Consider the following 14,597-nt stretch of genomic DNA (forward strand, 5'->3'; position numbering starts at 1 on the left):
CTGTGCCAGAACGTCGAAGCGCAGGAAAAAAAGCCGTGGCGCCTTGCAAGGCAACGGATGGCGGGGTGTGAAGCGCGTGCTGAAGAGAGGAGGGGGAGGGGCCACATGTAATTCCTACATGCGGCGAGGCGCGTCTTTGCGCATCGCAGCGAACCGGCCAGGCGGCCGGTTCGGCTGGTGACTCAGCTGGCGCGATAAACGTCCAGGCGGTTGTACAAGGTCTTCAGGCTGATGCCGAGTGCGCGCGCGGCCTGCCGCTTGTCGCCGTCGTAGCGCGCCAGCGTGGCGAGGATGATCTCGCGCTGCGTGTCCGCAAGCGTGGTGCCCACGCGCACGCTCACGACGCCATCGACGGTCGTCGGACGCGGCGGCTGGTTCGCGAGATTCGGATTGCCGATTTCCACGAGCTTGTCGGCGAGAATGTACGCGCGATACACGGCGTTCTTGAGTTCGCGCACATTGCCGGGCCAGTCGTATCGCACAAGCCGCTCGAGCGTGCCCGCCGAAAACGTCTTGTCGGTCTGCTCCATGGCGTTGAACTCGGCGAGGAAATGCCGCGCGAGCGGGATGATGTCCTCGGGGCGTTCGCGCAACGGCGGAATCTGCAACGGGAACACGGCCAGCCGATAGAGCAGATCCTCGCGCAGATGGCCATTGCGCACGGCGTCCATGGGGTCCCGGTTGGTGGCGGCCAGAATGCGCACGTCGCTGACCAGCAGGGTATCGCCGCCCACCCGCTGGAACGTCCGGCTTTCCAGCACGCGGAGCAGCTTGATCTGCATCTCAAGTGGCATTTCTGTCACTTCGTCAAGAAACAGCGTCCCGGACTGCGCCTGTTCGAAGTAGCCTGCTTTTTGCTCCAATGCGCCCGTGAAGCCGCCTTTCTCGTGCCCGAACAACTCGGATTCGATCAGCGTCGGCGCGATCGCACCGCAGTTTACGGCGATGAAGGGTCCCGTGCGGCGATTGCTGCGTTCATGCACGGCACGCGCGACGACTTCCTTGCCCGCGCCGGACTCCCCGACGGCAAGCATCGTGACATCGGTGGCCGCGACGCGATCGAGCTGGCTCAGCAGCCGCTGCATCGCGGGGGACGTGGATTCCCAGAGCAGGGAAACCTGGCCGGGCACGGCACGGCGAGCCGGCGCGCGGGGCGGCGGAGCAGTGCGGCTCGGAGGGCTGGTGACGGTGGTAGTGGACACTGGGGTCGCCTATGCCACGGCGTCGGCCTCCCCAGGGAGAGAGGCGGACAACGCGGCGGGATTGGTGGTTGATGGCTCTTATGCTATCTGTTGAGGCAGGCAGTGGCTACCGCCCGCGCATGGATCGCGGCAAGGTCCGACAGCCGTGTCAGACGGACACTGGCATAACCGCCATGACGGCACCATTACACTTCGCTGTATCTTTCCGCCCTGCGCCCGCTGCCAACCCATCCGACCATGCCACATATTTTGATCGTTGACGACGACGAGAACGCTTGCGCCGCTTTGGCCGAGATTGTCGCGATCGAGGGCTTTTCGTCGGCAACGGCAGGCAACCTGCGCGAAGCTCGTCTCCAGATTGGCTGGCGCATGCCTGACGCCGTGCTCGCCGACCTGCGGCTGCCCGATGGCAGCGGCATGGAATTGTTCGGCGAAGTCTCCTCCGCCGGGGTCGAAGTCATCCTGACCACCGGCTATGCGAGTGTCGAATCTGCCGTCGAAGCGCTCCGCATGGGCGCCACCGACTACCTCGTCAAGCCCATCAACGTCACGCGCCTGCAGGCCGTGCTCAAACGTATCGCCACCACGGGAGAACTGAAAGCGGAAATCCATTCGCTGCGCGGGGAACTGCGCCGCTACGGGCGGTTCGGCCGCCTGCTCGGCAGTTCCGAGGCGATGCAGGCCGTCTATGACCAGCTCAGCAAGGTCGGGCCGACCGAGGCCACCGTGCTGCTGATCGGGGAGTCCGGAACCGGCAAGGAACTGGCCGCCCAGACCGTGCACGAGCTGTCGTCGCGTCGGCGTCAGCCATTTCTCGCCGTGAACTGCGGGGCGATTTCGCCCACCCTGATCGAGTCCGAGATGTTCGGCCACGAGCGCGGCAGCTTCACGGGGGCCGATCGCCAGCACAAGGGCTACTTCGAACGCGCCGACGGGGGCACGCTATTCCTCGACGAGATCACCGAGATGCCGCTCGAGCTGCAGGTCAAGCTGCTGCGCGTGCTGGAAACCGGCACCTTCATGCGCGTCGGGACGAATCGCGAGTGCCATGCGGACGTCCGCGTGCTCGCGGCGACCAATCGCAATCCGGAAGAAGCCGTCGCCGAAGGCAAGCTGCGCGCTGACCTGTATCACCGCCTGAACGTGTTCCCGATCGAACTGCCGCCGCTGCGCGTGCGCGGCGACGACGTGGTGCAGATCGCCAACACGATGCTGGAACAGCTCAACGGCGAGCAGGGCACGCAGCGCCGGTTCGCCGCCAACGTGCTGGAAAGCCTGCGCATGCATTCGTGGCCCGGCAACGTGCGAGAGCTCCGCAACTTCGTGCAGCGCGCCTACATCCTGGCCGATCAGGACGTGATCACCGAAGTCCAGATTCCGTTGCAGGTCGCGGCCACGCCGTCGCCGGGCACGGCAGTGGTCTCGGTGCCGGTCGGCATGTCGCTCGCCGACGCGGACCGCCAGCTGATTTTCGCGACGCTCGAGCAATGCGCGGGCGTCAAAAAACATGCCGCCGAGATTCTCGGCATCAGTCTGAAGACGTTGTACAACCGGCTCGAGGATTATGCGGCCAAGGGCGAATTGCCCGAGTGGCTGAGAGCTTCGCGCAACGGCGACAACAGCCCGCCGGCCGCATGATCGCGGTCCGGTTCGATGGCGCTGGATGCCCGCCGCGAGCGGAGCACGGATCTTGCATGGCAGCATCGGCAGGAGTCGCACGAACGGTTGGGCGGACACGCAAGACAAAACAATGGCCGACGTAATGAAACCTACCACTCCCGACACTTCCAATGGAGGCGTCGCGGATAACGCTGCATCCGGAGATCCGTCACGCTTTGCCCCGCGCATCGAAAGCGCGGCAGAAATTTCCACGCTGATCGAGCAGGCCGCGCATGATTTGCGCTCTTCGCTCAACGCCATTCAAAGCTGGAGCTACGTGCTCGACCGCTCCGTCGAGACGCTGCCCCCGCCGGCGCAGCGGGCGCTCGAAGGCATGCGCTCGGGTATGCAGCAACAGCTTGCCTTGATCGAGGAAATGGAGGAAGCCGTACGCCTCCTCTTCAACGAGGGGCAGCCGGCCTGGGAGACGACGGACCTTCTGGTCGCGGCCGAACAGGCCATCGCCGACAAGCGCGTCGCCGCGGAAGCCCGTGGCGTGCAGCTCATGCCGCTATCGAGCGAACTCGCCGGCGGGGACGACTTCGTCGTCCAGGGCGACGCCCTGCGCCTGGCGCCCTTGCTGCGCCATTTGCTGATCCATTGCGTGTGGCGTGCGCCGGCGGGCGGCACGGTCACGGTGTACCTCACCGCCGAGGCAAACTACGTCAAGTTCCGGATCTCCGAGAGCCAGCCCGTGGACCGTTCGCGCGGCGCAAGCCGGCTCGCCACGCTGACGGACTTCTTCGGCCGCCGGGCGCCCGCCGACGGCACGCCCACGCCGCGCCAGAGCACGGCCCTGCTGCTGACCCGCCGCATCGTCGAGATGCAGGGCGCGGAACTCACCGCCGAGAACATCAATTGCGACGCCGACAACGTTACCGTCTGCATCGCCGTCCGCTTCCCCCGCGCTCACGCCTGATTCCTGACCGTGCCGCGGGTTTGCCCCGCGGATGGGTCAAGACACCTCACGCGCATTTCTTACCCGCTTCGCGCACAATGTGCATGCGTGGGGACGTGGGATTCCGCACGAATGCTGGCCATTATCCCGATGTCGATCTGGCGCGCTGTTTGCATGATGGAGGGGGAGCCACCCAAAGGCTCCAACCCAAGGAGAGACCGCCATGCAAAAAGCCAATGCTTCCGCACAGGCCGGCAAGGGCTCGCAGAAGTCCACCGCAGCCGCACGCGAAGACAAGTCGACCGGCAAGGGCAAGTCGCACAAGCCGCAAAAGCCCGATACCTATCAATCGGCTGTCGATGATTCGCTCGACATGACGTTCCCCGCGAGCGATCCGATCTCGCCAGGGGCCGCCATACATGCCGAAAGAGAGACACAGACGGCACGCGACGACGTCGACTGGACGCTCAAGCGGGGCAGCGATCACCAACCCGCGGGAGAAAAGCCGGCCGCGCATCGCGAGGGCGCGACGGGCAAGGCCACCGCGGGCAAGAGTTCCACCGACAAGTCCAAGAACCAGTCCGGCAAGACCGGCGGTAAAACTTGAATACGGAGGGAAACGATGTCTACGATCATTGCAGGACGCTTCGAAACCTTCGCCCGTGCCGAGAACGCTGCCAACCGCATGCTCGCGCAGGGCTTCCGCCAGGATGACCTGAGCATGTTTTATGTCAATCCGCCCGGTCAGCACGGCGCCTTCCCGATTGGCGGCGACCGTGCGGTCGATCCGGCCGCACGCGGGACCGGCAAAGGCGCCGGCCGCGGCATCATGGTCGGCGCGGCGGTCGGCGTCGGCGTGGGAGTGTGCGCGTGCGCCGCGATGCGCGCGTGGATGGACGCCCCGCTCCAGAGCTGGCTGCTCGTCCTGACGCTGGCGCTGACCACCGGGATCGGCGCCTACATCGGCTCGCTGATCGGCGCCCTCAGCCTGACGAGCGGCGCTCGTCGCGACCCGCGCACCGGACAGCCGCAGGTACGCAATGCCGGCGTGCTCCTGGCCGCCCACGTCTCGCCTGACAACACCGCTCTGGCTGCCCAGCTGCTGCGCACGGGCGGCGCCGAGGAAGTCGAGCGCGCCGAAGGCCAATGGCGGAACGGTCAATGGGAAGACTTCGATCCGCTGCAACCCCCGAAACCCGCTGAAGTGATGCCTGTGGAGACGCGTTGAAATGCTCGTACCATTCTGCCCCCGCCGCCTGAAACTCACGTCCCCAGGTCTGACGTCCGATTCGTTGACCGACGCGTCGGCCGATACCAAAGCCGCCACGCTGGCCGCTACGCTGCAACCGAAGGAGAGATCCATGAATGTCGATGAACCGCAAGCGCCCTCGACCCTCCCACCGCGTGGCGCCGCCATTATCGGCGGCGCGGACCAGAATCCTTCGGGAGGCTGCGGTCCGTTCGTGATGGCGTCGGACACGCTCGAGGGCAACAAGGTCGTGGATCCGTCCGGCCAGGAGATCGGCACCATCGACCACATCATGCTTGACGTGATCGGTGGGCGTATCGCGTATGCGGTGCTGGCGATGGGCGGCTTCCTCGGTATCGGCGAGAAGCTGCACGCGCTGCCGTGGTCCGCGCTCACGCTGGACACGCGGCGGAAATGCTTCGTGCTGGGCGTGGAAAAGGAACGCATCAAGGCGTCCCCGGGCTTCGACAAGGAGCACTGGCCGACGATGGCGAACTCGGAATGGGCCACGAGCATCCACGAGTACTACGGCATCTCGCCGTACTGGGAGTCGGATCGCTACGATCCGTGGGCGTGATCAATGCCCCTGGCAATGGGTCCGGTCTGCCCGGACCCGTTCGCGTCAGACCTTGTGATTGACCTGGCCGGGAGGCCGCTCGGCCGGGTCCGCGCGCATGCCGCTCGCCTGCGGCTGGCCCGGCGGTTCCTCCGGCGGCGGAATCCGCGTAGTCAGCTGGTTCGACACGCCAAGAATGCCCGGCGGCGTGGCGGCGGCCTTCTCGAGCCGCTGCGACAGCTCAATGTCTTCCACGCGCCCGGTCAGCGTCACGCGCCGGTCCACCACATGCACGGCAACCGTGTCCGGCATGTCCCCGCCGCACACTTCCGCGATACACGTGCCGACGCGCTCCCTCAGCATTTCGTCATCGTCATGGTCCGCCATGGCCGCTCCTTTCTTCGTCGCTTGATTGGGATGCCTCCAACGTAGCATGTACCGTGCCGCCGCAGGAGCAGCATCTGCGCGCTTCGGCTTGTAGGACGACACCGGCTTACCGCGGTCGTACACGCTCCCTAGAATTTATTCAAGACTTTGATATTCGGGAGCGCAGCCATGGAGTCCAGCAAGAACCGGCGCATGATGCATCTGTTCGACCGATTTGCCGGTGCCGCGACACGGCAGGCCGGCTCGCCCGCGGCGTTTGCGCTGGCCGTTGCCGTGGTGCTGATATGGGCGATCAGCGGACCGCTGTTCGGTTTCTCCGAGACCTGGCAACTGGTGATCAACACGGGCACCACGATCATTACGTTCCTGATGGTGTTCCTGATCCAGCAGAGCCAGAACAAGGACTCTACCGCGGTACACCTCAAGCTCAACGAATTGCTGGCCTCCCACAAGGAGGCGAGCAACCACCTGATTTCGATCGAGGACCTCGACGAGGAAGAGTTGCGCCAGCTCGTTCGCTTCTATCGTCATCTGGCGGAACTGGCGGACCAGGAGGGCGGCGTGAAGTGCAGCCACTCGCTGGACGAGGCGCAGGAAATCCACGAGGACAAGTCGCGGGCGCTGCACGAGCGCTTGCGGCGCACGAGAATGCAGCGCGGACACGAGACCGCGCAGGGATAGACACGTATCGGGTCACGCATCTGGCATGGTTCTGGCAGTGAGGAAAGCGCAGTAGCAACCGCAGAAGCAACGACCGGCGGCTTATCCTGACAGGAGCCCAACTTGGCGACCACCGCACCCCTCATCGCAGCACCGCAAGCCGTGCCTCGGGCCGCGCAAAAGGCTGACCCCCGCGCGGACCCGCGCGCGCTCCAGCGCGACGTACGCGTCGTTGCCTATGGCCGCGCCGATGTCGACGATCCCAACAGCCATCAGGGCGCGACCCTCGCGAGGATCGCGCGCGAGGTCGCCGACATCGCCGGCTACCGGTTTGCCGGCAGTTATGACGCGGTGCGAAACGATGCGAATCTTTCCACCGGACGCATGTACTTTGTGCCCGCCGACACGCTCGTGGGCATCGACTACGCGCGGCAGCTCGGCATCGCTGGCATCGACGACCTGTTCGGCGGCGTGGTGCCGCATGCGTTCATCGCGACCAAGGCGATTTCGCACGGGCTGATCCGGCCAGACGCGCGCGCACCGGAAGGGTGGAGCGGGGACTTCGGCGCGCGCGTGCGCGACTGCGTATTGCCGGGCTACACGGCGTTCGATCGCGGCGACGCGCTTGCCGCCGGGCGAGAGATGCTCAAGTCGGGCGCCGTGCGCGTGAAGGAGCCCTGCGGCATCGGGGGCCTTGGCCAGCAGGTGGCAAAGACCGATGCCGAACTCGTTGCCGCCCTTGAATCGCTCGACCCAGAACGGCTGGCGGCAGAGGGCATCGTGCTCGAACGCAATCTCGACGATGTCACCACGTTCAGCGTAGGGCAGGTCGAGCTCGGCAGTCTGACGGCCAGCTATTGCGGCACGCAGACGCTCACACCCAATCACCACGGTGAAATGGTCTACGGCGGGTCGACGCTGCGCGCGGTGCGCGGCACGCTCGAGGACCTGCTGTCGCATCCGATCGAGGCGCATCTGCGCGATGCCGTCCGCGCGGCGGTGTCCTATCACGCCGCGGCGATCGACTGTTTCCCCGGCATGCTCGTGTCGCGCTGCAACTATGACGTGGTAATGGGCACCGACAATGGCCAGCCGCGGCTCGGCGTGCTCGAGCAATCGTGGCGCGCGGGCGGCGCCACGGGCGCCGAGCTGGCGATCCTGAAGGCGTTCCGCGACGATCCGCGCTGCGTGCGCGCCACCGCTTCCACGCATGAACGGTATGCGGCCGATCCCGCGCGCGTCGCGGTTCCACCGGGCGCCGACGTGTACTTCTCGGGCGAGGACCGAAACGTCGGCACGCTCGTCAAATTCGCAATCCTGGAGTCCAGTTCCGATGGCAACACATGAAGAATCGATCCAGATCCCCACAGAGGGAGGTAGCATCGCGGGCACGGTGATCATGCCCGCCACCAAGCTGCCGGGCGTGCTGTTCGTGCACGGTTGGGGCGGCAGCCAGCAGCAGTACCATGCGCGCGCGCGTGAAGTCGCCGGCCTCGGCTGCGTCTGCATGACGTTCGACCTGACGGGCCATGCCGGCACGTCGGCGCAGTACGAGACCGTCAGCCGCATGCGCAATCTGGCCGACGTGCTCGCCGCTTACGACATGCTCGTGCGGCATCCGGAAGTCGATCGTAATGCGATCGCGGTGGTAGGCAGCAGCTACGGCGGCTATCTGGCCGCGGTGCTCAGCGAACTGCGCCCCGTGCGTTGGATGGCCTTCCGCGCGCCCGCGCTGTACATGGACAGCGGATGGGATTCGCCCAAGCGGCAACTGCACGTCGATCAGGACCTGGTCGCCTATCGCAGAAAGGTCGTTGCACCCGATACCAACCGCGCCTTGCGTGCGTGCACGAATTTCAAGGGCGATATCCTCGTGGTGTCGTCGGAGCACGATGCCATCGTGCCGAAGACCGCGGTACTGAGCTACGTCGATGCGTGCGTACAGGCGTCCTCGATCACCTACCGCGAACTCAAGGGCGCCGATCACGGGCTGTCCAGCGAGGACAGCCAGCGCGCCTACGGCAAGCTGCTGGTCGGCTGGCTGCGCGAGATGGTGACCGAAGCCCGCGCCGGCGCCGCGATTGCGGCGCGGCCGTCGAAGCCGGCGTCCGGTTCAGCCGCGGTGACGGCCCCGTCGGCGGACGGCGGGCTCGACCCACATGCGCCGGAAACGGCCGAGACGACGCCGCCCGTCTCCGTGGTTCTCGCGCCAGCCAATGCGCGCGCGGCGGAGTAGGGAGGATGTGTCGAGCGGCGTGGGGACGTGATCGGGCGCGGTCTAAACGTGGTCGGTACGGCCGGCCGCGGCCTCAGGTCTTCGCCGGAGTCGCGCTTGCGGTGACGCGGCCTTCCATCGCGCGCCCGTCCTTCAGATGCTCGCGCAGCGTCGGCAGCATCTTCTCCGCATAGCCACGCAGCGCGGCATCCTTCCCGCGCGTGGCCTGATTCTGGAACAGCAGCACGGCCTGCTCGTGCGCGTCGACGGCAACGGTGCGGATGTATGCCTCCTCGAACTGCGGCGGCTTGAGGCCGCGCAGCCGGGCAATCTCCGGCGCCTCGGGCACGCGCTTTTGCGGGGTGACGCCCTTGTCCCGCGCAATCTGCCGCAAGGCGTCTGCCGCCGCGCCGTGATCCTTGACCATCTGACGCGCATAGGCCTGCACCTTGGGGTCGGCCGAGACCTTGAGCGCCAGTTCGCTGGCGGCCACTTCCATTTCGCTGGCCATCAGCGCCTCATCGACGAACCGCAGATCGTCCGTCGATAGCGACGAGGCGGGCGGCTTTGCCGGGGCAGCGTTGGGAGGCACGGTGGAGGGAGGCACGGTGGACGATGCGGCGTCGCTCGCCACCACCACCTCCACGGGGACGAACGCCGACGGTTGCGCCACGGCGTGGCCGGCGGCAAGTGCCGCCATCGCCATTGCCCAGGCCGCGGCGTGTAAGGCCGGATGCCGTGACATGTCATTTTGAATGGGGCACATGGGGGACTCCTTGATCGGTAGGGGCGCGCGGTTCGTCGCGCGGGGAGGGTTCCCCGGGAAGCGCAAAAAGCATTCCCGAATGGCATGCCGAGTTCCCCCTGGAGCGGTGGTTTTTCTGGCGGAATTTGTAGCAACTGCCCGCACCCGCTGGCCGCGCCGTTTTCTGCATCCAAGGCGCGTAACTATTGCAAAAGGGCGGAATTTACGTCGTCATCGCAGCACGACACGAGGTGGCACGAGACATGCGTGGCGCTGCCGCATGACCACCAATCCTCCCCTGCGCCTGCGTCACGTCGACGACACCGAACCCGGCATCCTGCGCAAGCGCGCGGGCACCGGCTTCTATTACGTGGATGCCAAAGGCAAGCGGGTGGAAGACGAAGCGACGATCGCGCGCATCCACGCGCTGGCGATACCGCCCGCCTATGAAGATGTGTGGATCTGCGCGGACCCCGCCGGACATCTGCAGGCCACGGGCCGCGACGCGCGCGGGCGCAAGCAGTACCGCTATCACGAAGACTGGACGGCCCTGCGCGATACGGACAAGTACGCGCGGTTGCTCGCGTTCGGGTTTGCGCTGCCCCGGCTGCGCAGCCGTATCGCGCGCGACCTGCGGCGCAATGGCATGCCGCGCGAGAAGATTCTCGCCGCGGTCGTCACGCTGCTCGATGCCACGCTCGTGCGCGTCGGCACGCCGCGCTATGCCGAGCAGAACCGCACGTATGGGCTGACCACGCTCAAGCGCCGTCACGTCGCCGTGCGCGGCAGCCGGCTGCGGTTCCAGTTCACGGGAAAAAGCGGCGTGACGCACGACGTGTCGGTCAACGATGCACGCCTCGCGCGCATCGTGCGCAATTGTGCCGATCTGCCGGGGCAGCAGCTGTTCAAGTACAAGGACGCCGATGGCGAGGTCCGCGAGGTTGGATCGACGGACGTGAATGCCTACCTCCAGGAAATTACCGGCGGCGAATTCACGGCCAAGGATTTCCGCACGTGGGCGGGAAGCGTGCACGCGCTTGCGCTGCTGCGCAAGACTTCCGCGGACAGCGAGAGCGGGCGCAAGAAGGCGGTGGTCGCCGCGATCAAGGCGGTGGCTCAGCGCCTGCGCAATACCGTCGCGGTCTGTCGCAAATGTTATGTGCATCCGGACGTGCTGGCCGCGTTCATGTCGGACTCGCTCGATGCCCTCCCCGGGCCGCGCGCGGGACTGCGGCTCCGCGCCGACGAGGCGCGATTGCTCGCGCTGCTCGAGTCGAGCGTGGCCGCGCCCGCCGCCCGCGCGATCACGCGGAAGGCTGCATGAGCTGGGCATGGCAATTGCATCAACCAGGATGGAGGAAGCCGCTGGAGGACATCGCAGCGGCAACCATTCGAACAACGATAAGACTTACGTAGTACGAGGTCCCCAAGTGGAACAAGTCGTATTTCCGCACGCGCAGGCATCCGGCAGCTGCGCGGCAACGGATTCACCGGAAGCAATTCAGGCTTCCGCCTCTGCTGAACCTTCCCGCGTACATCGACTTCCGACGCTGCCAAGCGTGTTGCCCCAGTTGTCCCGGCGTGGCCGGCATATCGGGCAGCCCTTGCGTGGCCCCGACCTGCGCCAGACACGCGTCCTGCTGCACGCGCTCTGCTCGATGCGGCTCGAATTGAGCGCGGCACAGGCGGGCGGTTCGCCCGCCGCGCTGGCCAACCGCCGCGCCGACCTCATGGCGTTGTGGGAAGAGCGTCCACGGGAAATCTTCACGCAGCCTGATGTCGAAAGCGGTATCGAGGCACGGATCGACGCGGCGTTCGTGCACGCCGAGGCAGGCAGTGCGCGCGAGGCGGCGGGCGAATTCAAGCGCGCTTACCTGCTGCTGTGCTGCGTGCTCACGCACGCGCGCGACCAGGCTCGGCGCGCCCGCGCGGCAGCGGGGCTCGTGGCCGGACCCGCCACGGGGCCGGCTGCGGCCTAGCGCGGCTTGTGCCTGACGCGTGCCGGGCACGGTCCGATGTAACCCGGCAGCTTGCGTGCCTTGGGACTATGCGCCAGCCTGACGCCGCGCGCGAGCGCCACCGCGAACGCATGGTGACTATCGAGCGGCCCGTCGATCTCGCGCCGGAAGAAGTCGGCCCACCGGAAATCCGGGTAGGCGGTCTTGACCTTGCGATAGCCACCCGCCAGTTGAACGAAGGCCTCCAGACTTCGATACGGATCGTCCCGCATGCCGTGGATATCGGCGGGCAGCGCCTTGAGCGGCTGCCGCTTGCCATGCTCGTCGTAAGGATGCACGAGGTGGTTCCTGACCATATGGAGCCAGAATGCGCGCCACGACAGATGATTGAGATCCTCCCGCACGATCGCGGGCACGGTGGCGATGCCCATCTCATGCCACGCGCGCACCCAGTGATGGTGGTCCACGACGAACATCGTGTGCTCGGGGCCGATGACGATGTGAATACGGTGCCGATCCAGGAACGCGCCAAGGCGCTCCCGTGGCAGTCGCCGCGTGACGTGGATCTTCTGGGAGACGTGATAAGCGCCGACGGTGATCTGTGTCGGGCGGAGGTGATCGACGGGGACGCGCAGGCAGGCCCCTTTGCGAAGACGGACGGCCATCGTTAGCTGAGCTGGGTTGAGCCAATGAGCCATGGGTCAACCGAAGGTGCAAGAAGCATGCCCCGCGCGATCGCTGCAATGATTGCCGCGCGTTGTAAGGGTTACCGTCCCCGATGCGCATGACGCACCACGTCATGGGAAGCGCCGGCGCGGCACGATCCTTGCGCAATGATCGTTGCGCAAGGATCGTTGCGCAATTCGTCCATCCCTGTCCATCCCTCACCGCATTCATTAGCGAGACGTATCCATGGCCACGCGAGATCAGTCTACCGCCCTCAACGCCGAAACCGCTCCCAGGGAGGTGCCTGCCCAACATCAGGACCGTCAGCCGGGCATCGAGGGAAACATGCGCCCGGTACCGGATAGCGGGGCCGACGACTACGTCGGCAGCGGCCGCCTGGCGGGCAAGCGCGCGCTCGTCACCGGCGGTGACAGCGGCATCGGCCGTGCCGTGGCGGTGGCGTTCGCCCGGGAGGGCGCGGACGTGGCGATCGCCTACCTCGACGAGCACGAGGACGCGCGCGAAACCGTCCGGCTCATCGAGGCCGCCGGCCGCAAGGCGCTCGCCATCGCGGGAGACCTCGGCGATATCGGGCACGTGGATGCGATGGCGAAGCAGGTGCTGGACACCTTCGGCGAAGTCGACATCCTCGTGAACAACGCCGCCGAACAGCATCCGCAGGATTCCATCGAGGACATCGACCCCCATCAGCTCGAGGCCACGTTCCGCACGAACATCTTCTCGATGTTCCACGTCACGCGCGCGCTGCTGCCACATCTTCGGGAGCGCGGCGCGATCATCAACACCACCTCGGTCACGGCCTATCGCGGCAGCCCGCATCTGTTGGACTACTCGTCGACGAAAGGCGCGATCGTTGCCTTCACGCGCTCCCTCGCGCTGCAGATCGTCAAGCGTGGCATCCGCGTGAACGGCATTGCTCCCGGACCGATCTGGACGCCGCTGATTCCTTCGACGTTCACCGCCGAGGAGGTCGCGGAATTCGGCAAGAAGACGCCGATGGGCCGACCCGGCCAGCCTTACGAGGTGGCCGCGGGCTACGTGTTTCTGGCCTCGGACGCCGCGAGCTACATCACGGGACAGGTCCTGCATATCAACGGCGGGGAAATCGTCAATGCCTGACGATCTCTCCGAAACAGCCAACACGCCAAAGGGAGCCATCATGTCATCGATCGTAGCCGGACGCTTCGCGTCCACCGCGGAGGCAGAGGAAGTTGCGCGCAAGCTCTACGAGCGCGGCTTCTCGGTGTGGGACGTGTCCATCATGTCGGTCGGCGCGCGCGGCGATGCGCGGAGCGGCGTCATGCTCGCCGCCCGCGCCAAGGGCGAACGCCGCGACGAGGCCACCGAGGTCATGCGTGACGGCGGCGGCAAAGACGTCGAACACGCGGAAGGCAAATGGGAGGGCGGACAGTGGGTGGACTTCGACGCCGCGACGATGGATGCCACCGAGGACGCCTCCATAAATGCCACTACAGGCGCCGATGCCGAAGGCGAGCCGTGGCCGGTGCCCCTCGCCAGCGCGACCCATGGTCAGGGTCAAGACGACGGCAAGGCCGCGGCGCATCCGCACGCGAAGCCGGTCGCCGAGGAAGCCGTCGCGCTGGACAGCACGGGCAACGAAGATCCCGGCAGCGAGCTCGAGCACTTCGTCGATAACCAGGTCTCTCGCCATAGCTGACCCACGATGGCGAAGCCGAAGCATGAGATGGCGGACCTCGCCACGCTGCGTCCGACTCAACTGACGCTAGGCCTCTATCAGGTTCGCCACAAGATGGACGTCTCGGCGCGGCCGCGCGGCGCCGGTGGCCTGCGCCGGTTCCTGCGCAGCCATCGCATCCGCGCGATTCGTGGCCCGGGCGGCGGTTTGTACATCGCCGATCATCACCACTGGGCGCGCGCGTGGCTGGAGCTCGGCTGGCGGCGCGCGCCGGTATCGGTGGACCTCGACCTGAGCGACCTCGACGTGGACGCGTTCTGGAAGCGCATGGATCAACTGGGCCACGTGCATGCCTACGACGAACACGGCGACAAGCTCGGCGTCGATGCGCTGCCGCCTAACGTGCTGGGCATGCGGGACGATGCCTATCGCAGTCTCGCGGCCTTCACGCGAGACGCGGGCGCCTACCGCAAGCCCGGCAATGCCTATGGCGATTTTTCGTGGGCGGGTTTCCTGCGCAAGTACGTGCGCGAGGACATGCACAGCATCGCCGGCTTTGCGCGCGCGCTGTCGCTGTCCATCGAGCTCGCGCGGAGCAACAAGGCGCGCAAGCTCCCTGGATTCATCGGGAAGTGCGGCACGCGCGAGGCTTAGCGCAGGGCGCCGGGTGCATTCAGCCCAACAGCTAGCCCAACAGCTTCCATATAAACGAAGCGCCCCGCTT

Annotated in this window: 17 protein-coding genes; 13 read left to right on the forward strand and 4 right to left on the reverse strand. The window is 66.3% G+C overall.

Annotation, left to right across the window (positions count from 1 at the left end):
- Nucleotides 1-182: 182 nt before the first annotated feature.
- On the reverse strand, nucleotides 183-1,202 hold the full coding sequence (locus KHP16_RS09835) for a sigma-54 interaction domain-containing protein (protein WP_244214605.1): 1,020 nt from the start codon (nucleotides 1,200-1,202) through the stop codon (nucleotides 183-185).
- A gap of 237 nt (nucleotides 1,203-1,439) precedes the next feature.
- Here KHP16_RS09835 and KHP16_RS09840 point away from each other — a divergent pair, with 237 nt between their 5' ends.
- The 5 genes from KHP16_RS09840 (at nucleotide 1,440) to KHP16_RS09860 (ending at nucleotide 5,585) form a co-directional block, all read left to right on the forward strand.
- Nucleotides 1,440-2,840, forward strand: coding sequence for a sigma-54-dependent transcriptional regulator (locus tag KHP16_RS09840; RefSeq protein ID WP_109583510.1), 1,401 nt, complete (start codon nucleotides 1,440-1,442; stop codon nucleotides 2,838-2,840).
- A 124-nt stretch (nucleotides 2,841-2,964) separates the two neighbouring features.
- Entirely contained in the window at nucleotides 2,965-3,780 is an 816-nt protein-coding gene (locus KHP16_RS09845; RefSeq protein WP_244214604.1) for a sensor histidine kinase, read from the forward strand.
- Nucleotides 3,781-3,982: 202 nt separating this feature from the next.
- Nucleotides 3,983-4,366, forward strand: a complete 384-nt coding sequence (locus KHP16_RS09850) for a hypothetical protein (RefSeq protein ID WP_244214603.1) — start codon at nucleotides 3,983-3,985, stop codon at nucleotides 4,364-4,366.
- 15 nt (nucleotides 4,367-4,381) lie between these two features.
- Nucleotides 4,382-4,987: a hypothetical protein gene (locus KHP16_RS09855; protein WP_115953324.1), complete on the forward strand. Its 606-nt coding sequence runs from the start codon at nucleotides 4,382-4,384 to the stop codon at nucleotides 4,985-4,987.
- 133 nt (nucleotides 4,988-5,120) lie between these two features.
- Nucleotides 5,121-5,585 (forward strand): PRC-barrel domain-containing protein, encoded by a 465-nt coding sequence (locus tag KHP16_RS09860; protein WP_109583765.1) that lies wholly within the window; start codon nucleotides 5,121-5,123, stop codon nucleotides 5,583-5,585.
- A 45-nt stretch (nucleotides 5,586-5,630) separates the two neighbouring features.
- Here the strand turns inward: KHP16_RS09860 and KHP16_RS09865 are convergent, their stop codons facing one another.
- The gene (locus KHP16_RS09865) at nucleotides 5,631-5,951 is read right to left on the reverse strand and encodes a BON domain-containing protein (RefSeq protein WP_109583508.1); all 321 of its coding nucleotides are present in this window, start codon (nucleotides 5,949-5,951) and stop codon (nucleotides 5,631-5,633) included.
- A gap of 168 nt (nucleotides 5,952-6,119) precedes the next feature.
- Between KHP16_RS09865 and KHP16_RS09870 the strand changes: the two genes are divergently transcribed.
- The 3 genes from KHP16_RS09870 to KHP16_RS09880 all read left to right on the forward strand — a co-directional run bounded on the left by KHP16_RS09870 (nucleotide 6,120) and on the right by KHP16_RS09880 (nucleotide 8,847).
- Entirely contained in the window at nucleotides 6,120-6,632 is a 513-nt protein-coding gene (locus tag KHP16_RS09870; protein WP_415831411.1) for a low affinity iron permease family protein, read from the forward strand.
- Between the two features lie 102 nt (nucleotides 6,633-6,734).
- Nucleotides 6,735-7,958: a DUF3182 family protein gene (locus tag KHP16_RS09875; protein ID WP_218891900.1), complete on the forward strand. Its 1,224-nt coding sequence runs from the start codon at nucleotides 6,735-6,737 to the stop codon at nucleotides 7,956-7,958.
- Entirely contained in the window at nucleotides 7,945-8,847 is a 903-nt protein-coding gene (locus KHP16_RS09880; protein WP_109583507.1) for an alpha/beta hydrolase family protein, read from the forward strand. The genes KHP16_RS09875 and KHP16_RS09880 overlap by 14 nt, the downstream gene beginning before the upstream one ends.
- 73 nt (nucleotides 8,848-8,920) lie before the next feature.
- Here KHP16_RS09880 and KHP16_RS09885 read toward each other — a convergent pair whose 3' ends face one another.
- Nucleotides 8,921-9,526 carry a DUF4142 domain-containing protein gene (locus KHP16_RS09885; protein ID WP_179593922.1) on the reverse strand — a complete coding sequence of 202 codons (606 nt, stop codon included), beginning with the start codon at nucleotides 9,524-9,526 and terminating at the stop codon, nucleotides 8,921-8,923.
- Between the two features lie 325 nt (nucleotides 9,527-9,851).
- On the opposite strand from KHP16_RS09885, the gene KHP16_RS09890 reads away from it, so the two are divergent.
- Nucleotides 9,852-10,895 carry a DNA topoisomerase IB gene (locus tag KHP16_RS09890; RefSeq protein WP_211960097.1) on the forward strand — a complete coding sequence of 348 codons (1,044 nt, stop codon included), beginning with the start codon at nucleotides 9,852-9,854 and terminating at the stop codon, nucleotides 10,893-10,895.
- 238 nt (nucleotides 10,896-11,133) lie between these two features.
- Nucleotides 11,134-11,550 (forward strand): hypothetical protein, encoded by a 417-nt coding sequence (locus KHP16_RS09895; RefSeq protein WP_211960098.1) that lies wholly within the window; start codon nucleotides 11,134-11,136, stop codon nucleotides 11,548-11,550.
- On the opposite strand, the gene KHP16_RS09900 is transcribed toward KHP16_RS09895, so the two are convergent.
- Entirely contained in the window at nucleotides 11,547-12,194 is a 648-nt protein-coding gene (locus KHP16_RS09900; protein ID WP_109583503.1) for a ParB-like protein, read from the reverse strand. The genes KHP16_RS09895 and KHP16_RS09900 overlap by 4 nt on opposite strands.
- A gap of 247 nt (nucleotides 12,195-12,441) precedes the next feature.
- Between KHP16_RS09900 and KHP16_RS09905 the strand changes: the two genes are divergently transcribed.
- Genes KHP16_RS09905 through KHP16_RS09915 form a run of 3 tightly spaced genes read left to right on the forward strand, consistent with a single transcriptional unit; the run spans nucleotide 12,442 to nucleotide 14,527 of the window.
- Nucleotides 12,442-13,335, forward strand: a complete 894-nt coding sequence (locus KHP16_RS09905) for an SDR family oxidoreductase (RefSeq protein ID WP_211960099.1) — start codon at nucleotides 12,442-12,444, stop codon at nucleotides 13,333-13,335.
- A 40-nt stretch (nucleotides 13,336-13,375) separates the two neighbouring features.
- The gene (locus KHP16_RS09910) at nucleotides 13,376-13,894 is read left to right on the forward strand and encodes a Rossmann-fold NAD(P)-binding domain-containing protein (RefSeq protein ID WP_211960100.1); all 519 of its coding nucleotides are present in this window, start codon (nucleotides 13,376-13,378) and stop codon (nucleotides 13,892-13,894) included.
- 6 nt (nucleotides 13,895-13,900) lie between these two features.
- Nucleotides 13,901-14,527, forward strand: coding sequence for a ParB-like protein (locus KHP16_RS09915; protein WP_211960101.1), 627 nt, complete (start codon nucleotides 13,901-13,903; stop codon nucleotides 14,525-14,527).
- Nucleotides 14,528-14,597 lie beyond the last annotated feature (70 nt).

Origin of the sequence: Cupriavidus plantarum (genome assembly GCF_905397285.1) — a bacterium.
Classification (GTDB): Bacteria; Pseudomonadota; Gammaproteobacteria; order Burkholderiales; family Burkholderiaceae; genus Cupriavidus; species Cupriavidus plantarum.